This is a genomic window from uncultured Methanobrevibacter sp., assembly GCF_902788255.1.
Taxonomy (GTDB): Archaea; Methanobacteriota; Methanobacteria; order Methanobacteriales; family Methanobacteriaceae; genus Methanocatella.
This window is the reverse complement of record NZ_CADAJR010000006.1, coordinates 1-23,232: the sequence shown is the minus strand read 5'-3', so window position 1 is coordinate 23,232 and position 23,232 is coordinate 1. Positions and strand designations below refer to the sequence as shown.

At 36.9% G+C, this 23,232-nt stretch carries 25 protein-coding genes; 10 read left to right on the top strand and 15 right to left on the bottom strand.

All coding sequences use genetic code 11. The features are described 5' to 3' along the window. Positions 1-322 precede the first annotated feature (322 nt). Entirely contained in the window at positions 323-952 is a 630-nt protein-coding gene (gene nth / locus QZV03_RS02375; protein WP_296874111.1) for an endonuclease III, read from the bottom strand. Further along, positions 945-2,267, bottom strand: a complete 1,323-nt coding sequence (aroA, locus tag QZV03_RS02370; RefSeq protein WP_296874110.1) for a 3-phosphoshikimate 1-carboxyvinyltransferase — start codon at positions 2,265-2,267, stop codon at positions 945-947. The genes nth and aroA overlap by 8 nt, the downstream gene beginning before the upstream one ends. Before the next feature lie 135 nt (positions 2,268-2,402). Here aroA and QZV03_RS02365 point away from each other — a divergent pair, with 135 nt between their 5' ends. The 3 genes from QZV03_RS02365 to QZV03_RS02355 all read left to right on the top strand — a co-directional run bounded on the left by QZV03_RS02365 (position 2,403) and on the right by QZV03_RS02355 (position 4,941). Then, positions 2,403-2,825, top strand: coding sequence for a hypothetical protein (locus QZV03_RS02365; protein WP_296874109.1), 423 nt, complete (start codon positions 2,403-2,405; stop codon positions 2,823-2,825). A gap of 55 nt (positions 2,826-2,880) precedes the next feature. After that, entirely contained in the window at positions 2,881-3,447 is a 567-nt protein-coding gene (locus QZV03_RS02360; protein ID WP_296874108.1) for a sugar O-acetyltransferase, read from the top strand. Between the two features lie 291 nt (positions 3,448-3,738). Further along, positions 3,739-4,941, top strand: coding sequence for a DUF7017 domain-containing protein (locus QZV03_RS02355; protein ID WP_296874107.1), 1,203 nt, complete (start codon positions 3,739-3,741; stop codon positions 4,939-4,941). A gap of 30 nt (positions 4,942-4,971) precedes the next feature. On the opposite strand, the gene QZV03_RS02350 is transcribed toward QZV03_RS02355, so the two are convergent. Beyond that, the gene (locus QZV03_RS02350) at positions 4,972-7,686 is read right to left on the bottom strand and encodes a valine--tRNA ligase (RefSeq protein WP_296874106.1); all 2,715 of its coding nucleotides are present in this window, start codon (positions 7,684-7,686) and stop codon (positions 4,972-4,974) included. 191 nt (positions 7,687-7,877) lie between these two features. On the opposite strand from QZV03_RS02350, the gene QZV03_RS02345 reads away from it, so the two are divergent. Both QZV03_RS02345 and pheT read left to right on the top strand, forming a co-directional pair. Beyond that, complete coding sequence (locus QZV03_RS02345) at positions 7,878-8,234, top strand: hypothetical protein (protein ID WP_296874105.1); 357 nt, start codon at positions 7,878-7,880, stop codon at positions 8,232-8,234. A 17-nt stretch (positions 8,235-8,251) separates the two neighbouring features. After that, positions 8,252-9,910 carry a phenylalanine--tRNA ligase subunit beta gene (gene pheT, locus QZV03_RS02340; protein ID WP_296874104.1) on the top strand — a complete coding sequence of 553 codons (1,659 nt, stop codon included), beginning with the start codon at positions 8,252-8,254 and terminating at the stop codon, positions 9,908-9,910. A 178-nt stretch (positions 9,911-10,088) separates the two neighbouring features. Here the strand turns inward: pheT and QZV03_RS02335 are convergent, their stop codons facing one another. From QZV03_RS02335 to QZV03_RS02310, 6 genes are all read right to left on the bottom strand, one after another. Continuing rightward, positions 10,089-10,352 (bottom strand): transcriptional regulator, encoded by a 264-nt coding sequence (locus QZV03_RS02335; protein WP_296874103.1) that lies wholly within the window; start codon positions 10,350-10,352, stop codon positions 10,089-10,091. 36 nt (positions 10,353-10,388) lie between these two features. Then, entirely contained in the window at positions 10,389-10,790 is a 402-nt protein-coding gene (locus QZV03_RS02330; protein WP_296874102.1) for a secondary thiamine-phosphate synthase enzyme YjbQ, read from the bottom strand. 109 nt (positions 10,791-10,899) lie between these two features. Continuing rightward, positions 10,900-11,115, bottom strand: a complete 216-nt coding sequence (locus QZV03_RS02325; RefSeq protein WP_296874101.1) for a hypothetical protein — start codon at positions 11,113-11,115, stop codon at positions 10,900-10,902. A gap of 7 nt (positions 11,116-11,122) precedes the next feature. After that, entirely contained in the window at positions 11,123-11,809 is a 687-nt protein-coding gene (gene rpiA, locus QZV03_RS02320) for a ribose-5-phosphate isomerase RpiA (protein WP_296874100.1), read from the bottom strand. Between the two features lies 1 nt (position 11,810). Continuing rightward, positions 11,811-12,248, bottom strand: coding sequence for a UPF0179 family protein (locus QZV03_RS02315; RefSeq protein ID WP_296874099.1), 438 nt, complete (start codon positions 12,246-12,248; stop codon positions 11,811-11,813). Next, the gene (locus QZV03_RS02310; RefSeq protein WP_296874098.1) at positions 12,245-13,291 is read right to left on the bottom strand and encodes an NAD(P)-dependent glycerol-1-phosphate dehydrogenase; all 1,047 of its coding nucleotides are present in this window, start codon (positions 13,289-13,291) and stop codon (positions 12,245-12,247) included. The genes QZV03_RS02315 and QZV03_RS02310 overlap by 4 nt, the downstream gene beginning before the upstream one ends. 127 nt (positions 13,292-13,418) lie before the next feature. Between QZV03_RS02310 and proS the strand changes: the two genes are divergently transcribed. Genes proS through QZV03_RS02290 form a run of 4 tightly spaced genes read left to right on the top strand, consistent with a single transcriptional unit; the run spans position 13,419 to position 16,622 of the window. After that, on the top strand, positions 13,419-14,822 hold the full coding sequence (gene proS, locus QZV03_RS02305) for a proline--tRNA ligase (RefSeq protein ID WP_296874097.1): 1,404 nt from the start codon (positions 13,419-13,421) through the stop codon (positions 14,820-14,822). A 7-nt stretch (positions 14,823-14,829) separates the two neighbouring features. Continuing rightward, positions 14,830-15,501: a 2-phospho-L-lactate guanylyltransferase gene (gene cofC, locus QZV03_RS02300; protein ID WP_296874096.1), complete on the top strand. Its 672-nt coding sequence runs from the start codon at positions 14,830-14,832 to the stop codon at positions 15,499-15,501. 1 nt (position 15,502) lies between these two features. Then, entirely contained in the window at positions 15,503-16,237 is a 735-nt protein-coding gene (gene thiD / locus QZV03_RS02295; protein ID WP_296874095.1) for a bifunctional hydroxymethylpyrimidine kinase/phosphomethylpyrimidine kinase, read from the top strand. A gap of 7 nt (positions 16,238-16,244) precedes the next feature. Continuing rightward, a complete protein-coding gene (locus QZV03_RS02290; protein ID WP_296874094.1) occupies positions 16,245-16,622 on the top strand; it encodes a putative zinc-binding protein in 378 nt (125 codons plus the stop codon). A 17-nt stretch (positions 16,623-16,639) separates the two neighbouring features. Here the strand turns inward: QZV03_RS02290 and QZV03_RS02285 are convergent, their stop codons facing one another. The 5 genes from QZV03_RS02285 to QZV03_RS02265 all read right to left on the bottom strand — a co-directional run bounded on the left by QZV03_RS02285 (position 16,640) and on the right by QZV03_RS02265 (position 21,571). After that, a complete protein-coding gene (locus QZV03_RS02285) occupies positions 16,640-17,392 on the bottom strand; it encodes an ABC transporter ATP-binding protein (protein WP_296874093.1) in 753 nt (250 codons plus the stop codon). Between the two features lie 8 nt (positions 17,393-17,400). Continuing rightward, positions 17,401-18,150, bottom strand: coding sequence for an ABC transporter permease (locus QZV03_RS02280; RefSeq protein ID WP_296874092.1), 750 nt, complete (start codon positions 18,148-18,150; stop codon positions 17,401-17,403). Between the two features lie 327 nt (positions 18,151-18,477). Then, complete coding sequence (locus QZV03_RS02275; RefSeq protein ID WP_296874091.1) at positions 18,478-20,625, bottom strand: heavy metal translocating P-type ATPase; 2,148 nt, start codon at positions 20,623-20,625, stop codon at positions 18,478-18,480. 43 nt (positions 20,626-20,668) lie between these two features. Beyond that, positions 20,669-20,935 (bottom strand): DUF6110 family protein, encoded by a 267-nt coding sequence (locus tag QZV03_RS02270; RefSeq protein WP_296874090.1) that lies wholly within the window; start codon positions 20,933-20,935, stop codon positions 20,669-20,671. A 357-nt stretch (positions 20,936-21,292) separates the two neighbouring features. Then, a complete protein-coding gene (locus QZV03_RS02265) occupies positions 21,293-21,571 on the bottom strand; it encodes a 4Fe-4S dicluster domain-containing protein (protein WP_296874089.1) in 279 nt (92 codons plus the stop codon). Between the two features lie 145 nt (positions 21,572-21,716). On the opposite strand from QZV03_RS02265, the gene QZV03_RS02260 reads away from it, so the two are divergent. Then, positions 21,717-22,613, top strand: coding sequence for a CPBP family intramembrane glutamic endopeptidase (locus QZV03_RS02260; protein WP_296874088.1), 897 nt, complete (start codon positions 21,717-21,719; stop codon positions 22,611-22,613). Positions 22,614-22,654: 41 nt separating this feature from the next. Here QZV03_RS02260 and QZV03_RS02255 read toward each other — a convergent pair whose 3' ends face one another. After that, on the bottom strand, positions 22,655-23,005 hold the full coding sequence (locus QZV03_RS02255; RefSeq protein WP_296874087.1) for a carboxymuconolactone decarboxylase family protein: 351 nt from the start codon (positions 23,003-23,005) through the stop codon (positions 22,655-22,657). Positions 23,006-23,232 lie beyond the last annotated feature (227 nt).

The window sequence follows — 23,232 nt, the reverse complement described above, 5'->3', positions numbered from 1 at the left end:
AACTCATAATACCAATACCAAAAAAGAAAAAAAATTGGAATAAAATTATTCCAATACCTTAAGCGTGTCAACCATATCCAATTTCCGGATCTTGAAATAGAAATACAGATTTACAGCAACTGACACAACAAATATTAAAAAATATTATTGGCAAAAGATTCCCAATCATCTTAAACTGGTCAATCATATTTTGATATGCTGCTACACTGGAATGGTCATGTCTTATAGAATTTAACATGATTTCCTATATCCAATCTTAAATTAGAATTTTGAGATCTCATTAAACCACCATAATTCAATCAAATCTCCTTAAAATAATTAATTAAACATTTTCACCAAAATAATCACAAATTTCTGTGCATGGGCAAACTTCACACTGAGGAGATGTTGGTTTGCAGATGTTTTGACCAAACTGAACCATCAAATCATTCAATTTAATCCACAAATCCTTTGGAGCAATTTTACACAATTCAACTTCAGTATCATCAGGATTTTTAGTATCAACCAGTCCCAGACGGTTGGAAATCCTGTGAACATGAGTGTCAACAGGAATAGCCGGAAGCTCAAAGGCAAAAACCATGACGCAATTTGCAGTCTTTCTGCCTACACCCGGAAGCTTAATCATTTCCTCAACGGTATCAGGCACCTCACCACCATACTGGTCAATTAAGATTCGTGAAACCTCCTGAATACGGGAAGCCTTAACATTATAAAAACCAGCAGGTTTGATGAGCTTTTTTACATCCTCAATCGGGGCATCAACAACTGCATAAATATCAGGATACTTGTCAAAGAGATTGTTGGCTGCCTGATCGGTATTTTCATCCCTGGTTCTTTGGGACAGTATTGTCCTAATCAGCACCTTGTAAGGGTCATGGTCATGAAAGACCCTGATTGTAAAAACACTTTCCAACTCTTCAATCAGCTTAATTACACGTTCTTCCTTATTCATCTTCTAGCTCCAATTCAAATCCAAGTTCGCTCATCGCTTCAATAAAATTAGGGAAGGACACATCAAATACTTCCCCATTTGTTATCTTAATGTCATGTTTAAGGCCGATAAGACTAAATGCCATAGACAACCTGTGATCGCCATGGGAATCCACAGTACCTGATGTTACACCACCAGTGATGCTCATTCCATCTTCTTTTTCTATGAGTTTACATCCCAATTTTTCCAATTCACGGCAAGTGGTATCAATCCTGTCGGTTTCCTTAACCCTTGCATGGGCAACACCAGTGATATTTGTAGTTCCTTCAGCCATTGCTGCCAAAACCGCAACTGTAATCAATAAATCCGGTGCATTTGACAAGTCAACATCAATGGCCTTGAGATTACCTTCTGATGCAATTTCAACGTAGTCATCTCCACGAACAATTGTAGCACCCATTTTCTGCAGAATATCCAAAATGACCTTATCACCCTGTTTTGAATCACGGAACAGATTCCTGATTTTGGCCTGTCCCCCATTAATTGCTATCAATGCCAACAGATATGAAGCGGAGGAATAATCTCCTTCAACAGTATAATCACATGCATCATAATTCTGTTTTAAAATCTTAAACTCATCAATTCGGCAACTCTGATGTGTCTTATCACAGGACTCATGCTTCAAATAATAACCTTTCAGCACCTTGACTCCAAATTTCCTCATGATGTCCAAAGTCATATTAACATAAGGCTTTGATTTGAATTCCGGCAAGACATATAATGTAACACCCTTATCGGACAATGGTGAAGATATAATGATTGATGAGATGAACTGTGAACTCACATTTCCCATAATGTTTGTTTCCCCACCAGAATAACCCGTTTTAATCAATATTGGTGCTTTTTCATTATCCTTCAATGATTCCGTTTCCACACCCAAAGGTATTAAAGCGTCCATTAAAAGCCCCATTGGACGGGTTTGAAGAGAATCATCACCTGTTAAAATTACCTCATTGTCAGACAATGCGGAAACACTGGTCATCAGTCTCAATGTTGTTCCTGAGTTTGCAAGATCAATCGGACCATCGCAGGAGTTATGCAACTTACCTCCGGTTCCAATTACCTCAAGATAATCATCAGTTCTATTGATTTTAGCACCTAACGCTTCACATACCCTAATTGATGCCAAGGTATCTTCTGAAAATAGCATATCATATAATTTTGATGTTCCATTAGCCAAACTGGCTAGAATTACTGCTCTGTGAGAATAGCTTTTAGACGGTGGCGCCTTAACAACCCCACCGATTTCTGAAATATTTTTTACCTTAAGAATCATTTTATCCTACCAAAGATTATGACTTATCCTTTCTCTTCTAACTTTTATGTAATAAGATTTAAATTCCTTAGTTAATTAAATTTATGGAAATTAAAAAATTCAACACTTAAATATTTTCAAAAAGAATATAATATCATGACTTTCATGAACGATGATGCAAATATAAAACAGTTTCAACTGCTTAAATTCATTAATGAAAACTGCAGTGATGACCATGTGATTTCAAAAATTTCAATCGTGCTTCGCAGGGACAAAATCGAAGCTCCGTATTATATGGTAACAAAAATCAAACTCTCATCATGCATTGACAGACCGGAAAATGGACTCATTCATGCAATGGATGTTTTTAACCATCTCAGAAGATACAATCTAACCGAAGACAACTACAATGAAATCAAATCATTGATTAAGAATTCATCCGAAGACGATCTTGTGAAAATCACTGAAAGCGACAATCAGCTTAAAATGACATTGATGTCAAAAAATGAGGATGAAAACAGAGTTATATTCAAAAACTACAAGGAAATATTCGACAAGATTGATAATCTGATTGACTGAAGAACATGCCACATTATCATCAAATATTTTTTAAATATAAAACAAATAATTAATTATGAAAGAATTTGACAAAATGCTGGCAGGACTTGAATACTGCTATGACGATGAAGAAATCTCACTGATGAAACTAGATGCAATTGAAAATGCCAACATATTCAATTCTCTTCCCGAAGATGATTTGGACAAACAGCATGAGGTTTTAAGTGAAATTTTAGGTTCAATTGGTGAAAAGGTTTGGATTGCCAAACGATTCTGCTTTGATAACGGAAAAAACATTTTCATTGGAAACAATTTTACAGGAAACTTTAACCTGACCATTCTTGACATTAATGAAGTCCATATCGGAGACAATGTCATGATCGGTCCAAACACCACCATCACAACTGTCGGCCATCCATTATCCCCCAAAAAAAGAAGACAACATCTAGGACAAGCAAGCGAAATAAGAATCGGCAACGATGTTTGGCTGGGAGCCAACGTTGTGATTTTACCTGGAGTTACTATAGGAAACAATGTCGTCGTTGGTGCCGGTGCGGTGGTTACAAAGGACATTCCAGACAATAGCCTGGCCGTTGGAGTTCCGGCAAAGGTGATAAGGGAAATTGAAAATGATTTGGAATAAAATGAAGATGAGATAATGATAAAGAAGTGATGAAGGAATCTAATTTTAAAAACAACCTATGAAAACCAACATTAAATTCCTAAAATGAACTGAAAAAAAACTTTTTCTCATCTCCACTTACTAATTATCTAACTAGTCATATATATAGTTTTAATAAGCAAATAACAATATTTACTTGAGTTTAAATAAAAACAAAGCCATTACAATATTGCTTTAAGATAATAAAAAACAATATAAACATTTAAATAATTGTCATAACAACTTATACACATAGAGTTCATGGTGATGAAAATGAGTGAAGACATCAAAAAGGATTTGGCTCAAGCAAAAAAGAACTATCAAAGCAAAAATTATGTGGATGCAAAAGAGACATATGAAAAAGTCTACGATGAAAAGCCAGAGGCATTTACAATCTGGGACAAGCGATTCTACAGCTGGGCATTATACCAATTATACGTTAAGACTCCTGAAGATGAAACAGATTTGTTCGAAGCTGTGGATCTAATTACAGAACTGGTGCCGCAAGAAGACCACTCTAAAAAAGACGGAGTATGTGCATATACAATGTCCATGATGAAACTCATGGATTACCTGTACAAGAAAAATGATTATGCAAACCTCCTGGTATGGGCGGACAGATTAAATCCCAACTTTTTAAGTACAAAAACATCAAAATTCACCACTGCTGACGGCCGTGAAGTTACAATGGCCTCAAACAGGGAAAAATATTACAACTGGGTTTCAAAATCATATTATGAAGTTGAAGACTTTGATGAATGCCTTGAAATTTCCAAAAGGGCACTTGAGGAACTTACAAACTTCACCAACAACAGCGACATCTGGTTTAAATGGAGAATTGCAAGGTCATTAAGGGAAATCGGAGAATATGATGAAGCAATATCATGCCTCAAAGACATATTCAAAACCAAAAAAGACTGGTATATCCAATGGGAAATTGCTGAAAACTACTTCTTCAATGGAGACAATGAAAAATCACTCGAATATGCAATATCCGCTGCTTTAAGCCGTGGCGACAGTGACAAAAAAATCAAATTGTATTCCCTTCTTGAGGATCTTCTTGAAGATGACTATCCGGAAATTGCCCTCAAACATTCCTACCTAATCTATTCAATCAGACTGCATAACGAATGGGGAATTGAAGATGATTTGGAAGAAAAAATCTCCTCTGCAGGTTTTGACATGGAAAATACAGAATACTGGAAAATTGAAAAGGAACTTAAAAGTTTCTGGAAGGAAATGAAATTCAAAACCCAACAGCCAAACTACGGAACCATTAAACGTATAATGCCTCATGGAAAAACAGGATTCATCAAACGTGACGATGGTGAAGACTTCTTCTTTAACGGCTTTGAGTTTAAGGGAGATCCAAATAAATATAGGGAAGGAATTAAAGTTAGCTTCTATCTCGAGGAAGGATATGACAAAAAGAAAGATGAAGTTAAAATGAATGCAGTAAACATTTACAACATTTAAATTTAAAAAAAAAGAGAATTTGTGAAGTAATTATCTAATTACTTCCACGATCATATCTAAGTTTTCGGATTGTAGGATGTCAACCTTTTTACCGGATGCTCCAACAATCTCCTTTTTAATATTCAACATATCTTCAGGAACTACAATATCACCGATTGCAAGTTCATGATTCTCATCCAAAACGGAACCGATTTCATCAATATCAGTGGATTTTAAGTATCCGATGATTTTACCGGCATCGCCTTTGAATGTTGGTCCGATTTGTGACATGTCAGGTTCAACTTCAATGATTTTTTCATGAACTTCAGGTTTTCCTGAGCTGATATTCAAATCATTAATCTTCAATGTACCTTTGATGTCTGAATCAAACTGATTGAATACATCAACCAAATCATCATCTGAAGTGTATACGTTCACTTCTGCAAGTTCTGCATTCAATGGGATTTTGGATGCTGACTTGAACCTTCTGACCTCATCAATCAGCTCAACGGTTGTTTCACCTTTGGTTTCCATCTCTTCACTGATAAGCTCTTCATACACTTCAGGCCATAGTGTGGTATGGATTGATTCATCTGAGAAGTATTGGTATACCTCTTCTGTAAAGAACGGTGCGATTGGAGCAAGCAATTTTAAAGAAGTCTCCACTACTGTCCTTAAGGTATATTTAGCTGCACGTCTTGACTCATCTGAAACATCGGTGTACAATCTGTATTTTACAGCTTCAATGTACTCGTCACAGAAATCGTGCCAGAAGAACCTTTCGATTGGAGTGATTGTTTGAGCAAAGTTGTATTCTGCAAATGCGTTGTCAACTGTTTTGTTCAAGTTGTTCAATTTTGACAAAATCCAATGGTCCAATGGTCCGAGATTGTCCTTAACCTCTTCATAGCTTACCTCTTCATCAAAGATTTGCATGCTTATGAATCTGAAAGCGTTCCAGAATTTTCTTAAGAAACGGTATCCGTGCTTGATGTCTTTCCAGTCAAATATTACGTCAGAACCAGGTACGCTGTTTGCAGCCCATGTTCTTAAAGGATCTGCACCATACTTTTCGATTACCTCTTCAGGTCCGACAACAAATTCAGGTCTTGACTTGGACATCTTGTTTCCGTCTTCCCCGAATACCATACCGTTGATTACAATATCGTCAAACGGTTTTTGACCGGTTAATGCTATACATCTAAGTGTGGTGTAGAATGCCCATGTACGGATGATGTCGTGTCCTTGCGGACGGATATTTGATGGGAAATGATTAATGTAATCCTCATCAGGCCATCCTGCAATTGATAGAGGTGAAATTGATGAGTCCATCCAGGTATCCAGCACGTCCACTTCGCCAATGAATTCTTCACAGCCACATTCACATGCATGTTTAGGCTTATCGACAGTTGGATCGATTGGCAGGTCTTCCACATCAGGCAAAATCACTTTACCGCAGTCCTTACAGTACCATACAGGTATCGGTGTTGCAAATATCCTTTGTCTTGATATACACCAGTCCCATTCCATTGAATCCGCCCAGTTGACCATACGGGATTTCATGTGTTCAGGCACCCATTTCATCTCATCAGCTGCAGTTTTGGTCTTTTCGATTAAATCACGTACCGCTACAAACCACTGCTCTTTTAAAAGAATTTCAACAGGAGTCTTACATCTCCAGCACTGACCGACATTTTGGTCGACCTGTTCCTGTTTTAAGAGGTATCCTTCTTCATCCAGGTCTTCGATTGTCTGTTTTTTACAGGATTGCAGGTCCATTCCTTCATATCTTCCGGCAGCTGCGGTCAAGAGTCCTGCATCATCCATGACATCAATGACTTCAAGGTCATACTTTTGAACCCAGCTTACGTCAGTCTTGTCCCCAAAAGTACAAATCATTACTGCACCTGTACCGAATTCTGGGTCAACCTCTTCATCTGCAATGATTTTAACCTTCTGATGTGATAGAGGAACTTCAACGTATTTTCCTAAAAGATGAGCGTATCTTTCATCTTCAGGATGGATTACAACGGCCACACATGCAGACATGAGTTCTGGCCTTGTTGTTGCAATCAGAATTCCTTCCTCTTTAGGATCAGCCTGTTTACCTGATGCCTGTGATGATGCAATATCATCATATGAATCCTCCACAGCAGGAGGGAAATTAACGTAATTCAGGAATGTGATATTGTCTGAGTATTCAACTTCAGCAAATGCAATAGCGGTCTGACAACGAGGACACCAGTTTACAGGGTGTTTTCCCTGATAAATAAGTCCTTCCTCATACATCTTCAAAAAGGAATACTGAGTTTTTCTCATGTACTCAGGAGTCATTGTTACGAACTCACGGGTCCAGTCCTGTGAATAACCCATTGCCCTCATTTGGAATTTCATTTTTGCAATGTTTTCTGTGGTCAAATCCACACATAACTCTCTGAATTTTGCTCTTGAAACATCATTTTTCTTAATTCCATGAGTTTCTTCAACCTTTACTTCAGTTGGAAGACCGTGGCAGTCCCATCCCTGGGTGAACAGCACATCATTACCTTTTTGTCTTCTGTATCTTGCATTCATATCAATGTAAACCCAATTTAAGACATGTCCCAAGTGAATGGAACCTGTTGGGTATGGTGGGGGAGTGTCAATAATGTATCTAGGACGAGAGCCATCTCCAATGTATTTGTAGATGTCTTCATCTTCCCATTTTTGCTCCCATGCTTTTTCTTTTTTAAAGTCATAGTCTTTAGGAATTTCTTCTTTTGACATGTATTTTCTCCTAGTTAAAGTAAGTAAAAATAATATTATTAGATATGTCTTTTATTATTTAAAAGATTAATTGAAAATTCAAGAAATCGAGAAATTATATGAAATGAAAACAATTTTAAATTGAATAGTTAACTATATTATATATCAAAATCATAATACTAATATTATAAATCTATAGAGGACTGTTTAAAATGAACTTAATATGGTTTTATGTTGCCATTGTATTGGCTATAAGTGATGTATTGCACACCACACTAATGTGGAAAGTCTTCAATAACTTCTACATTATCCTAGGTGGTTTGATTCAGCAATCTACCCATTCAACATGGCAAACTTGGGTATCCCATGAATTGATGGAAGCAGGATTTCATTTCATAGTTGTATCCATAGTTTTCCTCAATCCGACCATAGGAATTCTTGCAGCTCTCATTCACTTTTTTATAGATGTAACTCACACCATCCTCATAAGGGACATGGGCGAGTTGGAACATAGAGCCCTTCATTTTGTAGTTGAATCTCTATTTTTCATTTTAATATATGGATTATAAATTAATGGAGTTATTAAATGCCAGTTATAACATTCAAATACGAAGATTTAAAAGATTTAGGAATAGATATGGAAAAAGATGAACTGATAGACACTTTACCTATGATGTCAAGTGATATCGAGGATTTCGACGATGAGGAAATCAAGGTCGAATTCTTCCCAAACCGTCCGGACAACCTGTCCGTTGAAGGTGTGGCTAGATCTTTTAAAGGTTTTATCGGTCAGGAAACAGGACTTCCAGACTATAAGGTAGTGCCTTCCAATGAGGAAGTGATTGTTGAAGCGGAAGTTGCCGAAATCAGACCATATATTGCATTTGCAAAAATTGATAATGTTGACTTCACTGGCGATAAATTAAAATACATTATGGATTTCCAGGAAAACCTCCATTGGGTTATCGGAAGAGACAGGAAAAAGGTTGCAATCGGTATCCACAATGCAGATGTTGTTAACGCTCCATTCAAATACATTGCAACTCCAAAAGACGCAAATGCATTTGTTCCATTAGAAAAGGACAGCGAAATGACTCCTGATGAAATCCTAACCGAACATGACAAAGGTAAGGATTACGCTCATTTAATTGAAAACTTTGACAAGTATCCATTAATTCTGGACAAGGACGATCAGGTATTGTCCATGCCACCAATCATCAACGGTGAACTTACCAAAATCAAGGAAGACACCCATAACATCATTGTTGATGTAACCGGTACTGATGAAAGAGCAGTCAACCAGGCTTTAAACATCATCTGTTCATCATTTGCTGAAGTTGGAGGTCAGATAAAAAGTATGGAAGTCAAATATGAAGACAAGACAATCATAAGTCCAGATTTGACCCCTCAAGAGATGAACGTTCATGTTGATACAGCCAATGAATTGATTGGCGGAACCGAATTGACTGCAGAAGACATAAAAGGACTGCTTGAAAAGGCACGTTTCGATGCTGAAATCTTAAACGACAATGAGGTAAAGGCAATCATACCTGCCTACAGGGTAGACATTCTTCATGAAGTCGATATCGTCGAAAACATTGCGGTTCAGTACCACATCAATGCAATTGAAGCTGAACTTCCAAACATCAATACAGTAGCCTATGAAAACAACTGGTTTAGTGCAGAATCAACAATCCGTGAAGTAATGATTGGTATGGGATTCCAGGAAGTAATGAGTCTGATGCTTACCAGTGAGGATGCACACTACACCAAAATGAATCAGGAAGAAAAGCCTCACGTGCAGGTTGCAAAACCAATCACTATCGACAGAACAATGATTAGAACAAGTCTGATCAATAGCCTTATGGAATTTTTAGAGGACAACAAGCATGAGGACTTGCCTCAAAAGATATTTGAAATCGGAGATGTCTTATATCTTGATGAAACAAAAGAAAACAAGACCGTTTCATCCAAAAAATTAGCAGGTTTAATTTGTCACTCAACTGCAAACTTTACTGAAATCAAGTCTGTCGTTACAAGCATATTGTCCAATCTTGGATACAGTATGGAAATCAGTGACAGTGAAAACATGACATTCATTGAAGGAAGAGCTGCCGACGTTGCAGGTGAAGCCTTAAACGGTAGGATTGAAGGTTTCTTTGGTGAGGTATCCCCTGAAGTTATCAGCAATTTCACATTGGAATATCCGGTAATTGCTTTTGAAATTGAATTTATCAACAAATAGATTCTTTTTCAATACCACAATTTTCTCATTTGGGTATCCATATATGAGTAATGGTCAACTGTAGGCGAGGCATCATAATTATTGAAAAGAAATATCAGAATTAGTAGAAATACTATGAAAAGTATTAGAATTATTGTCCATCGCCTCAATTTCTCATCACCACTTGAAAAAAACAAGGTTATTCAATGAGTTTAGCTATACTTTCACCCTTAGGTGTCAGCTTGTATATTCTGTTTTTGCGTTTTTCCTCATTGATGCACTCGGCAACACCACAATCCTTCAGTTCATGCAAAACCTTAGATATATGATTGGATCTTATTCCAATATCATGAGCCAATTCCGTTGGAATTTTATCGGATTTGCTGAGAGATTTTACAGATTTGCTCCTATAAGAAGAGCTCAATATATAGCCATATACCTTTAATACATCATCATCTACCATAATACCACTTCCATTTATTCACACATTATTAATATATTACTCTCCTATAATAGTTAAACTTAATGTTCGATTGCTTCTGGGTCCGTCAAGTTCAACGAAAAACACTGACTGCCAGGTGCCCAAATCAAGTCTGGAATTTCTAATAGGCAGACACTCACTTGATGACAAAAGAAATGATTTCAGATGAGAACGTGCGTTATTGTCAATCCTGTCATGCTCATAGGTGAACTTATCCTGCACCAGATTCTCCAGCATGAACTCAAAATCGCTTAAAAGGCCACTTTCATTTTCATTTACGACAATGGCAGTTGTGGAATGCCTTGAAAAAATTGATATGATTCCGTTGTCTATATCTATTAGATCGTTGATTGCGGAGGTAATGTCGATTATTTCAAAGTTTTTAGAAGTGTTTAATTTTAAAGATTTTTGAATTATCATTAATTAATAATCTGTAAAAAGTATTATAAATAAAAAAAGAAAAAAGGAAAAAGTTAGTTAAAAAATAGAAGAGATCAATTCTCTTCTTAAATTTTTTTTTAAAAAATAATTAATAATATTTGTTTTTTCTCTCCATTGCAGCATAGATTATGAATAATCCTATGATTATGAGAACTATCTGTGGAAATATGGCTGCAATAAGAGCTGGAATTATTCCCAATGTAACAAGTAACCACAACACACCATAAAGCACTATCAAAGCACCGAAGACGATTGCGATTTTATATAACATATCCTTCAATTCAGGAGGAATGAACATGTTCATGATATCACTATAACTCTTTTGTGCCGTCATCAGTTCCAACGATTACCTTATCAACCATCTGTGAGAATATTCCGTTTTCAACAACCCCTGGAATTGAATTCAAATCAATTTCCAAATGGGCAGGTGATTCAATCTCATCAAACTTGGCATCAATGACGAAATTTCCGTTATCGGTGATTACGGGACCATCCTTTCTTTGAGCCATCCTTATCTCACAAGTGGCACCCATATCCTCGAGAGTCTTCATTACCATACGGGACGCATCAGGCAATACTTCTACAGGCACAGGGAATGTTCCGAGTTCATCAACGACTTTGGACTCATCCACAATGACTATGAATTTATCTGCAGCATAATCAACGATTTTTTCCTTGGTATGTGCTGCCCCTCCACCTTTAATCAGGTTGAATTCACTGTCAACCTCGTCTGCACCGTCAACTGAAAGGTCGATGTCATGCTCTTCAAGAGTGGTAATTGGAATGTTCCATTCCTTAGCGATTAACAATGACTGGAAAGATGTTGGAATTCCCATTACTTTTATGCCTTCCTCTTTAATACGCATTCCGACTTTTTCAATGAAAAAATGTGTGGTTGAACCGGTACCGAGACCTAAAACCATTCCATCTTCAACATATTCTGCAGCCTTATACCCTGCATTTTTCTTACTGGAACTATTACTACTGGTATTTTTCATCTTAAATCACAAATCCTAAAGTAAGCTTATTGAGTTTATATCCTTTTTTACATTTACCCTCATGTTTTCCCAGATTGTCCAAAACGATGCACTTGTCGTTTTCGATCAATCCATCAGGGAAACACAAATCGTGAAAATCACATTTTTCATCACAATCTGGAGCATTATATGTAAATGTTGATCCTTCGAAAATATTTTTAGAGGTTGTAAGCAAATCGATTGGTGCCAAATCCACACTTACAGGTATTACTTTACCCTGAGAGTGTATTGGGCAGTTCTGTTCGTTTTCCTTAACTTCCTTAACGACATATTTGCGGTTAGGCTCCAAGTTTCCAATACAGGATGATTTGAATCTACAGTTTTCACACTCATCAGCAGGACCCAGAAATACAAATTCCTGACCTTCTTTCGCTAAATCTTTTCCTATTAATGTAATCATTCAATCACCCCTGTTTTTTGAGCCAATTCATATGCTGCTTCTTTTGAAATTCCATTGTCTCCAAGTATTGTGTATCTTTCAGGCCTGATTTTATGAGCCATCACCAATGCCTCAATAATATCCTCATCACTAATTCCAACTTCTTTGGCAGTAGTTGGAGCCTGTACAGCTTCAAGTGCCCTTTTTATTGCCTTCCAATCACCGCCATGAAGGTACATCATCAGTATGGTACCAATACCACATTGCTCACCATGCAGGGCAGGCTTATCCAAAATCTTATCCAATGCATGTGAAAAGAGATGTTCGGATCCGCTTGCAGGCCTTGATGAACCTGCGATGCTTATTGCCATTCCACCGCTGAAAAGGGATTTCATGACAATTCTTGCGCTGGCCTCCAGGTTCGGCTTGATGTTTGCAACATTATCGGTAATCAGATGAGCTGACATTATTGACAATGCGGCTGCGGATTCACTTATCGGCTCATGCTTTAGCCTGTGGGCCAATTCCCAATCCTTAATTGCAGTAAAGTTTGCAATCAAATCCGCACATCCTGCAGACAACAGTCTGAAAGGAGACTGTGCAATGATTTCGGTATCTGCTATTACCGCTATTGGAGACTGAGCTTTGGCGGAAGTTGAAGTATTAGGATTTTTTATTGAAGCTAAAGGAGATACAATTCCATCATGTGAAGCGGTTGTAGGCATGGATACGAAGTAAACGCCCTGATTGTGTGAAGACAGCTTGGCCACATCAATGACCTTTCCGCCACCAATTCCCAAAACGGTGGTGTCGGGTGTGATTAGTTCTTCGACTTCAGATATTGATTCATAGGTTGCCCTGTCCACTGTTGTAACATCAAATTCAATATCTGCCCTTTCAAGGCTTTCCATCACAGGCATGGCCCCTACATCATAGGTATGCTTGCCTGTAACAATTAAAATCTTTTTATCCAAACGTAGATTCTTACAAATCTCAGCGGTATCCTTTATAATACCCGGATCGATGTAAACTTCACGAGGCATTTGTATTTTCCTATTGCTCATATTATCTCCTAAAAAAAATTATACATTAATATATATGTAAAAAGTAGTTATAAATAACTTTTCTTTAAATAACTTTAATACTTATTAAAAACAGAATATTTAATATTATAAAAATATTTTAGGTGATATGGTGGAAAATTTTGATGAATGGTTTCATGATATTTTAGAACAAGCAGATATAACAGATTCAAGATATCCTATTAAAGGAATGGCAGTTTGGAGACCATACGGTTTTCAGATAAGAAAACATTCCATGAACATTATAAAAAAATTATTGGACAAGGACCATGATGAAGTGCTGTTCCCAATGCTTGTTCCTGAAAGTGAACTTGCAAAAGAGGGAATACATGTTAAGGGATTTGAAGACGAGGTATACTGGGTAACCAAAGGAGGCCAAAGGGACTTGAACGAACACCTTGCACTCAGACCTACCAGTGAAACAGCAATCTATCCTATGTACTCATTATGGATTAGAACCCACATTGACTTGCCAATCAAAATGTATCAAATCGTCAACACTTTCAGATACGAAACAAAACACACCAGACCATTAATAAGGGTCCGTGAAATCACAACATTCAAGGAAGCGCATACAGCTCATGCTACAAAAGAGGAATCAGACGAACAAGTTGAAGACTTCCTTAAAATTTACAAGGAATTCTTTGATGATTTGGGCATTGCATATCTGATTTCCAAAAGACCTGAATGGGACAAGTTCCCAGGTGCAGACTACACCATGGCTTTTGATGTAATCATGCCAAACGGTAAAACACTTCAGATTGGTACAATCCACAATCTAGGTCAAACCTTTGCAAAAACATTTGACATAACCTTTGAGGACAAGGACGGAGAGCACAAACTTGTCTATCAAACCTGTGCAGGAGTATCCGACAGGGTAATCGCATCAGTCATCGGAATGCACGGGGACGATAAAGGATTGCGCCTGCCACCTAAAGTATCACCAAATCAAGTGACAATCATTCCTATATTGTTTAAAAAAGGAAAAGAGGAAGTTCTTGCAAAATGCGCTGAAATCAAGGAGCAACTTGAAGCAAAAGGTCTGAGAGTAAATCTCGATGACCGTGACATCAGACCTGGTAAAAAATTCAATGACTGGGAACTTAAAGGAACACCAATCAAACTTGAATTGGGTCCAAGGGATTTGGAAAACAACATCACAGTTGCCATGCAAAGGGACATTGAAGAGAAAATAGAACTTGCATTGGATGACAATCTCGCTGACAACGTTATTGATTTATTAGAACAATCATCCGAAAGCCTTTCCAAACAATCATGGGACTTCCAGGCGGAACATGTTAAATTCGCAAACACCCTTGAAGAAATTCCTGAACTTGTAGAATCAGGAAATGTAGTCAGATTCTACTGGTGCGGTGAAGAGGAAGTCGGCCATGAAATCGAGGAAAAAACAGGATATGACGTATTGGGTATTCAGGAGGAAGTCTCTGAAGGCAAATGTATAGCCAGCGGAAAGGATGCCAAATACATTGCACTGATAGCTAAAACTTACTAGTGATAATATGGATAACATTTATGCAATAATACCAGTAACACAGTTCAAAAATGCTAAAACTCGATTATCCCCATTCTTATCACCCGATGAAAGGGAAAAACTATTAAAGGTAATGCTTCAGGACGTAACTGATGCCCTGAAAAAACATGTTGACAAAATTTTCATAATCAGCAGGGATGAGGACGTGCTGGATTACGCCAAAAAGCTTAATGTGGACACAATCCTTGAAAATGAAAATTCAAACCTGAACAAGGCATTGACACAGGCAATGAAATACTGCAAGGGAAAGACCAGAAAAATAATGATTGTCCCGTCAGACATCCCGCTAATCGGCAAGACAAATATAAAAATACTGATTGACGCTTCAAAAAATCTGGATTTCATCATTGTTCCGGCCAAAGGGGGAGGAACAAACATGATAATCATGAAGCCTATGGCAATCCATACAAGATATGAAGGTTTCAGCTATAAGGAACATGTGCAGGCCGCCGAAAGGAAAAAATTAAACCCTCAGGTGCATGATTCATTCTTTATGGCATTGGATGTCAATACCGCTGAAGATCTGGGAGAAATCATGATTCATGGTGAAAAAACACACACCAGAAAATACCTTAAAGAGCTTAAGGTGCAGTTTGAACCCTCAAGAGAAATCACAAGAATAAACGTTACAAGAGGATAATATGATTGTGATGAGCATCGCAGGGGTTGACCCGTCTGCAGGAGCAGGGGTTTTTGCAGATTTGAAAACATTCCAGGCAATAGGAGTTTACGGTACGGGCATTGTAACTGCCCTTACTGCACAGAATCCCTATAAATTCTTTTCAACAGAACCTGTGCATTCGGATTACATTTCAGAACAGATTGATGCCGTTCTCGATTCATATGATGTTGAATTCATAAAAACAGGAATGCTCTACTCACCTGAAATAATCAGGTTAGTGTCAAAAAAGATCAAGGAATACAACCTGAAGGCAGTTGTTGATCCTGTTATGGTTGCAACATCCGGAGGAAACCTGACAAAAGAGGACATTGCCGACGCATTCAACAGATATCTTCTTCCAAAATCCATCCTTACCACACCCAACGTTTCTGAAGCAGAAAAGCTAAGCGGAATAAAAATTGAAAATAAGGAGGATGCAGCAAAGGCATCCGAAATGATTAAATGTGACAGCCTGATTACCGGAGGACATCTAGACGGATGGAACACCATCAACATCAACGGCAAAACCACCTTTAAAAAGCAGGAACTTATTGAAACCGATAACCTCCATGGTACCGGCTGCAATCTCTCAGCTGCAATCGTCGCCTACCTTTCAAAAGAAAATGATTTGCACACATCCATTCAAAAGGCACTTGACTATGTCTATGAAGGAATAAAAAACGGAAATCATGGAACATTAATAGCCAAATTATAGTGATAGAATGAGTGAAAAAACAGTTTTATGCGCATGCAGCGGAATGAACCCACGAGGTGAGGTTTCACGTGCAAGCGTCTACGATTTAAGTGTTGAAAACGATGACATTGAATACTGCTGTGTTGTTGCAAGTGGCGGAAACTTCAAGAAATTCATAGATTTGGCCCGTCAAAACACAGTTATTGCAGTCAACGGTTGTGACAACTGCTGTCCCGAAACAATACTGAAAACAAAGGATGCAAGTGTAGAATACAACTTAAATGTTTTCGAATTATTAAAAAAGCATGATATGCAAGCCGAAAATACTGTAAGACTAAATGAAAACGATGAAAAATGCGTTGAAATTGTTAAAAATGAAATATTAAAAATAAAAAAAGAAATTTAAGAAAATTAGTTACAAAACTAATCTCCCATATCCAAATTCTCAACAATGGATTCCTGAAGGGCAATAAACTCCGGAGAGTCTCTTTTTCTTGGCCTTTCAATATCCACTTCAATTATATTTGCTATTCTTCCAGGGTTCCTGTCAAGAATAACAATCTTATCCGCAAGAAATACCGCCTCATCGACATCGTGAGTTACAAAAACGATTGTGTTTTCAAATCTTTTCCAAACCCCTATAAGCTGTTCCTGAAGCTTATGTCTATTTTGCATATCCAATGCAGAAAACGGTTCATCCATGAGCAAGATTGGTGAATGATTAAGCAAAGATCTAATAATTGCAACCCTCTGCTTCATACCACCTGAAAGTTCATGCGGATAGCTATCCTTAAAGTCAATTAAACCGACACTTGTCAAATATCTTTCAGCGGCAGCAATGTTTTCTTCCTTGGAACCCTTCTTTGTCATCTCCAAACCGAAGGTAACATTCTGCAATACAGTAAGCCATGGGAATAGTGAATACTGCTGAAAAATAACTGCCCTGTCACCGGACGGCTTTTCAACAACTTCCCCATTTGCAACGATCTCACCGGAAGTAGGCTGGTCAAGACCAGCAATAAGTCTCAAAAGAGTTGTTTTACCGCATCCGGAAGGACCTAAAAGACAGACCAATTCGCCGTCATCAATGGTTAAATTAATATTTTCCAAAACAGATAATTGATTGGTTTTTTTACTTTTGAATGATTTGTTAATATTTTTTACCTCAATTGACACTATAACACCTACCAGAATATCCTATCTTGTGCTTTGGTAAACACATAATCAAATACAATACCAATTATACCAATATCTAACATACCGACTACAGTTGTACCTGGATCAAATAAACTTGTAGCTGTTAAAATCATATAACCCAAACCACTGCTTGAACCAACCATCTCAGCTGAAATTGTACACATCAATGCAATACCTATTCCAACCTTCAAACCTGAAACGATGTATGGAACTGTTGAAGGCAATATTACCCTTCTTAAAACATTCCAATCACTTGCTCCCAGTGTCTGAGCAGATTCAATTAAAACCTTATCTGTTCTTTTAACTCCATCAATTGTATAAACCAATATCGGGAATACACAACCCATGAAAATAATGAATACCGCAGGAAACATTCCTATACCAAACCATAAAATTGAAAATGGAATCCATGCAACAGGAGGAATCGGTCTCAAAATACTGATAACCAAAGTAGCAATATCCTCTAAAGTCTTATACCAACCAAGCAGTATACCCAGCGGAATAGCTACAACAGATGCCAATATTAAACCTCCAAACACTTTGTATAAAGTATCCAAGGTATTTGTGAGAAGCTTTCCATTTAATATTAGGGTCCATGCTGATTCAACAACAGTTATTGGACCAGGTAGAATATATGGATTGACAAGGCCTAATCCTTCAGTTATTAAATACCAAAAAATGATTAAACATATTGGTAAAATTAATGGAATAAACTTATTATTATAATTTTTTAACATCTAATCACTTAATTAAAATTTTTATACATTAATAATTATGACTTACTGCTTTTTATAATTTATAGTTGTGAGGTAATAATTTGAAATTCACATCTTGTAGAAAAATGGGATTGAAAATCAAAAAAATAATGGCTTTTTTGGAAAATTTGTAAGTATTTTTGCAAGTAAGCACTTGCTTGCACCTTATTTTTTGAATAAACTATTTATTAAAGAATTATGCAAGTAAGCACTTACATGCATCTTTTATAGATTAAAATATGTGATTTAAGATTAGAAATATAATTTGTATTTTGTGAAAGTATGAAAACTTTGAAAAAAAGAAAAAAATTATGAAGCGTCAGCCACTTCAACGGCCTCTACTTCAATGTCATTTGTAAAATCTCTGTCCTTAAGTACAGATCTTGTACTCAATGCACCGAACATCATTGTAGACAGGTTATGTATCATTGATGATGTTGACGGTGAAATCAAACCTACCACACCAAGCACTAAAAGTGAACCGTTAACGGCCACAATGTTGCGGTAGTTGGTGTTGATCTTATCCAACATTCCTGTACTTAGTTTCCTTAAGGTTACAAGGTCGTATAAGTCATCTGAAAGCAGGGATATGTCTGCAACTTCACGTGCAATGTCTGATGAGTTTTTCATTGAAACTGACACATCAGCGGCTGCAAGTGCAGGAGAATCATTGATACCGTCTCCAACCATGATTACAGTTTTACCCTCAGCCTTAAGCTCTTCAACAATTCTTGATTTGTCTTCAGGAAGTACCTGTGATCTGTATTCAGTGATTCCTAATGCCTTAGCTCCGGCCTTGGCACCGCTTTCACTGTCACCTGTAAGCATTATGACATTTTCAATGCCCAAGCTCCTGAGCTCCTCGATGACATATTTTGCCTCTTCACGCACAGGGTCATCGATGCAGATGAGTCCTTCAAGTTTTCCGTCAATTGCCAGGTAAACAACAGAGTGTTCTTTTGCTTCTTTTTCGACTTTCTTCTCTTGAGTCTTGGTCATCTTGACTTTCTCGTCATCGAACAGGAAGTGCTTGGATCCGATTACGGCACGTTTTCCATCGTATTCTGTTGCAATACCGTGAGCCACAATATATTGTACTTCACTGTGGTCCTCCTCATGCTTGAGGCCTTCCTCTTCAGCCTGTTTCACGATTGCTGTTGCAATACTGTGTGCGAAATGCTCCTCGATACATGCTGCCATTCTAAGGATTTCATCACGGTCATATCTTTTGGACATTGGAATGACTTCAACAACCTTAGGGGTTGCATTGGTCAATGTTCCGGTCTTATCGAATACGATTGTGTCGGCATTTGCATATGCCTCAAGGAATTTACCACCCTTAATCATCATCCTGTTGTCTGATGCCTCACGCATTGCAGATATGATTGACAATGGAGTTGTCAACTTGATTGCACATGAGAAATCAACCATCAGAACAGACAATGCCTTGGTTGGGTTTCTGGTAATCAGATAGGTCAGCGCTGTTGCAAGGAAACTGTACGGCACGATTGAATCTGCGAGTTTTTCAGCCTTACTTTGTGTTTCAGCTTTGAGCTCCTCTGAATTTTCAATCAAGTCGATGATTTTATTCAATCTTGTTTCCTTGTTCATTGAGTAGACTTCAATAATCAGATTACCCTCTTCTATAACAGTTCCTGCGTGAACTGTTTTACCAGGGCTTTTATGGATTGCCAATGGTTCTCCTGTCATTGAAGCCTCATTAACCATTCCGTCTCCTTCAACTACTTTACCATCCACAGGAATTACATCTCCCATATGGACTTTGATTTTATCACCCTTGTCGATGTCTACAGCAGGGCATTGTTTTTCCTCACCATCTTCTCCGACTACCCAGACAGCATCAATATTTAAAGCCAAACTGTCTTTCAATGTGCTTTTGGCTTTTTGTATTGTATAATCTTCCAAAGCGTCGGAGATGGACAATAAGAACATCATTGAACTTGCCGGTTGATACTGTTTATGTAATAATGCACCAGCAACTGCTGCTCCATCAAGTAAGGCCACATCAACACGGAAACTGGTCAAGCTGTCCAATCCGTGCCAGACATATTCCATAGCATGGTAAATTGTTAAAGCATTTCTGATAGGCATTGGCAGGAATAGCTTATATACTCCCCTATGCAAGATCATTTTTGTCAGCCTTAGATAGAAGTCTTCACTGATTTCCTTTGAAACCTGAGTTTGAGTCGGTTCGGATTCAAACAAATCATCAAGAGTGATTGAATCCAAGATATCAAAAATCTTTTGCTTGTTTTCAATGCTTCCATCATAGTAAATTAAGATACTACCATTCCTATGGGATGTGAATACCTCATGGATAAAACCTTGGTCTAAAAGTAATGAAGCGAGACCATAACCTTCCTCCTTGGTGAAGGCCCATTGGCCGGCACGGACTCTTAAACGAGAGCCATTATCATGCATTACTTTATATTTCATTCTTACCACTTAAGAAAAAATAAAATTTAATGAAAGAACTTATCTATTCTTTTGATTCAACGTAGATTTCTTTTTTGGTTTCAGCGTTTGCATCAACAACAATGTCTTCAGCGTTTTCTTTCATGTCCTGGAAGCATTCTTCAGCATCTTTTTTAGCAGACATTACAGTAGCCATTCCTTTGGTTGTTGCATCTTTGAAAGCTTTGGATTTAATAATTTTGGTTCCGACTAAAGCGGTTGCAACTCCTGCTGCAAATATTAAAGCATGTTTATGTTCTGTACAAGTTTTTAAAATATCGTCTCTTAACATTTTATACTCTCCTAATAATTTTTTAAAATTGAATTACTCAGCATCTTCAATATTTGTTTTTAAATATATATATAATTTTAGGCATACCTAAAAAATTTTTATTGCTGGAAACAAAAACTTCCGCTCAACTAGAAGATATTTGAACCTGATCTCAAAACTTATGCAAACCTAAAAAATAATTGCGATTTACATTAGTTATCAGACAATAGGTATTAAATAATTCATTATATTTAAAGTATTCGTTTTTAAGATATTTTTAGGTAAATCAAAGAATAATTATGGAGTTAAATACAAAAATAATTTACGTGCATCAAAATAATTTTTAGTGATGCCAAAAAAATATTTCATTAAAAATAATTATAGTCGAACCTGGTCAAGACAACGGGTCGGACATTTCATTACACATTTCAGACATTGTGTGCATCTTCTGTTGTTTAAAGTCCATGTTTTATTGTGTACACTGACTGTTATCGCATTTACAGGACACACAAATTCACATTTACCGCACAATGTGCATCTTTTTATATCATTGCCGATACGCCAGCGAGACTTATGTGATGATTTCAAAAATTCAGAAAACAAGTGCATTCCCAATTCCAATCCGATAGATCCATGTCCCCTACCATGTCTTCCCATAAATACAATCCTCCAATTTTTAGGTATACCTAACTTTATGCCATATGATATATAAATATTTTGGTATGCCTAAAAATTTAATAGGCACTTTTATATAGATTAATGTAAAATAATGATTAAAAAAACAAAAGGTGAAAAATTGGAAATGACCAACAATGTTTTCTCAAAAATAGGATTTAATTATCTGACAATGGCAATAGTTGCAATAATATGTCAAATAATTATAGTCAACATCATACATTTAACAAATCCGACTGTCCTACAGGACATCAACATCCTAACCGCCATAACATCAGTCTGCAATTATCTACTGCCGTTTCCAATATTCTACTGGCTAATGAAAAAGATAGAAGTACAAAATATGGAAAAACAAACCCTAAGCATAAAAACATTCATATTATATGCAGGGATTGCATTGAGCCTGATGTGGGTTGGAAATACCGTGGGATTATTCATTACAGACCTGTTAAGTGGTGCAATCCACAATAACATTGCAAATCCAGTTCAAAATCTCATAAACAATACTAACATCTGGTTTAATCTAATAATAATAAGCATAATTGCCCCAATATTTGAAGAGCTGTTTTTCAGAAAGATCCTGATTGACAGAACAATAAAATACGGAGCAAATGTTTCAATTGTATTGTCCGCAGTGCTGTTTGCACTTTTCCATGGAAACCTGAACCAATTCTGTTATGCATTGCTTCTTGGAGGATTTTTGGCATATGTATATACACAAACAGGAAACATCAAATATTCAATTATACTGCATGGAATCGTGAATTTTATGGGTTCGGTTGTGAGCCTATTTGTTGGACAATCCGCAATGCACCTGCAAACAGGAGGCACACTCTTAGACGCATCACTGATTATGGGTTACCTACTGATAATTTTCATAACATTAATAATCGGTTTTTACGGTATCGCCAAATTCAGACCGAAAAAAACAGAACTGCCCTTAAAGACAATATTCCTAAATTATGGGATGGTATGTTTTATTGGATTCTTTATATTTGAGATATTGCGTCAAATATTAGCCTAAATATTATTTAAGTAAAAAAAAAGATAAAAAAAAGAGAAAAACTAGGATTTATCTTCTCTTTCCTCTTCAATAGCCTCAACAACACTATTCAAGATTTGAAGTGATTTGGAAAATGCAGGCATACCTGAAGTTAGAAGAACTACTCTTAAAACATCAACGATTTCGTCTTTTGTGATGCCCAGTACTTCAATTGCACTTCTCATTTGCTTTTTGGTAGCCCTTGGATCTGCACGTGATGCTGTAATTCCAATAGCGATCAATTTTTGGGTTTTATAGTCAATGACCTTACCGTCCCAAACAGTATTGTTCAAGTCAGATACCAGTTTATACAAATCAGGATACTCTCCTTCAAGTTCCCTAATTCCTTTTCCGTAATATACATCTCCTTTCATATAATCTCTCTCCAAAATAATTTTAATTAATTAATGATTTAATTTTTAAGTTATATATAATTAATAGCTACTTTTTCTTTTCATGAATATTAATTCAAAATATTTGTTTGAACAACCTCGCCTTATAAAAGGTGAGGATTCCTAGAGTTTTATTTTTATTGCTCAATCGTTTATTGAGTATTTTCTAGGCTATCCCCGCGGAAACATCGGTTTAACAACCATTTATG

Bases quoted from the DNA above. Each gene is read 5' to 3' on its own strand.
- pheT (WP_296874104.1), top strand. From the start codon at position 8,252: ATGCCAGTTATAACATTCAAATACGAAGATTTAAAAGATTTAGGAATA.
- QZV03_RS02325 (WP_296874101.1), bottom strand. From the start codon at position 11,115: ATGAACATGTTCATTCCTCCTGAATTGAAGGATATGTTATATAAAATC.
- QZV03_RS02365 (WP_296874109.1), top strand. From the start codon at position 2,403: ATGACTTTCATGAACGATGATGCAAATATAAAACAGTTTCAACTGCTT.
- QZV03_RS02345 (WP_296874105.1), top strand. From the start codon at position 7,878: ATGAACTTAATATGGTTTTATGTTGCCATTGTATTGGCTATAAGTGAT.
- cofC (WP_296874096.1), top strand. From the start codon at position 14,830: ATGGATAACATTTATGCAATAATACCAGTAACACAGTTCAAAAATGCT.
- QZV03_RS02270 (WP_296874090.1), bottom strand. From the start codon at position 20,935: ATGTTAAGAGACGATATTTTAAAAACTTGTACAGAACATAAACATGCT.
- QZV03_RS02315 (WP_296874099.1), bottom strand. From the start codon at position 12,248: ATGATTACATTAATAGGAAAAGATTTAGCGAAAGAAGGTCAGGAATTT.
- QZV03_RS02265 (WP_296874089.1), bottom strand. From the start codon at position 21,571: ATGGGAAGACATGGTAGGGGACATGGATCTATCGGATTGGAATTGGGA.
- QZV03_RS02360 (WP_296874108.1), top strand. From the start codon at position 2,881: ATGAAAGAATTTGACAAAATGCTGGCAGGACTTGAATACTGCTATGAC.
- thiD (WP_296874095.1), top strand. From the start codon at position 15,503: ATGATTGTGATGAGCATCGCAGGGGTTGACCCGTCTGCAGGAGCAGGG.
- nth (WP_296874111.1), bottom strand. From the start codon at position 952: ATGAATAAGGAAGAACGTGTAATTAAGCTGATTGAAGAGTTGGAAAGT.
- QZV03_RS02350 (WP_296874106.1), bottom strand. From the start codon at position 7,686: ATGTCAAAAGAAGAAATTCCTAAAGACTATGACTTTAAAAAAGAAAAA.
- QZV03_RS02290 (WP_296874094.1), top strand. From the start codon at position 16,245: ATGAGTGAAAAAACAGTTTTATGCGCATGCAGCGGAATGAACCCACGA.
- QZV03_RS02255 (WP_296874087.1), bottom strand. From the start codon at position 23,005: ATGAAAGGAGATGTATATTACGGAAAAGGAATTAGGGAACTTGAAGGA.
- QZV03_RS02260 (WP_296874088.1), top strand. From the start codon at position 21,717: ATGACCAACAATGTTTTCTCAAAAATAGGATTTAATTATCTGACAATG.
- QZV03_RS02330 (WP_296874102.1), bottom strand. From the start codon at position 10,790: ATGATAATTCAAAAATCTTTAAAATTAAACACTTCTAAAAACTTTGAA.
- proS (WP_296874097.1), top strand. From the start codon at position 13,419: ATGGTGGAAAATTTTGATGAATGGTTTCATGATATTTTAGAACAAGCA.
- QZV03_RS02310 (WP_296874098.1), bottom strand. From the start codon at position 13,291: ATGAGCAATAGGAAAATACAAATGCCTCGTGAAGTTTACATCGATCCG.
- QZV03_RS02355 (WP_296874107.1), top strand. From the start codon at position 3,739: ATGAGTGAAGACATCAAAAAGGATTTGGCTCAAGCAAAAAAGAACTAT.
- aroA (WP_296874110.1), bottom strand. From the start codon at position 2,267: ATGATTCTTAAGGTAAAAAATATTTCAGAAATCGGTGGGGTTGTTAAG.
- QZV03_RS02275 (WP_296874091.1), bottom strand. From the start codon at position 20,625: ATGAAATATAAAGTAATGCATGATAATGGCTCTCGTTTAAGAGTCCGT.
- QZV03_RS02335 (WP_296874103.1), bottom strand. From the start codon at position 10,352: ATGGTAGATGATGATGTATTAAAGGTATATGGCTATATATTGAGCTCT.
- rpiA (WP_296874100.1), bottom strand. From the start codon at position 11,809: ATGAAAAATACCAGTAGTAATAGTTCCAGTAAGAAAAATGCAGGGTAT.
- QZV03_RS02280 (WP_296874092.1), bottom strand. From the start codon at position 18,150: ATGTTAAAAAATTATAATAATAAGTTTATTCCATTAATTTTACCAATA.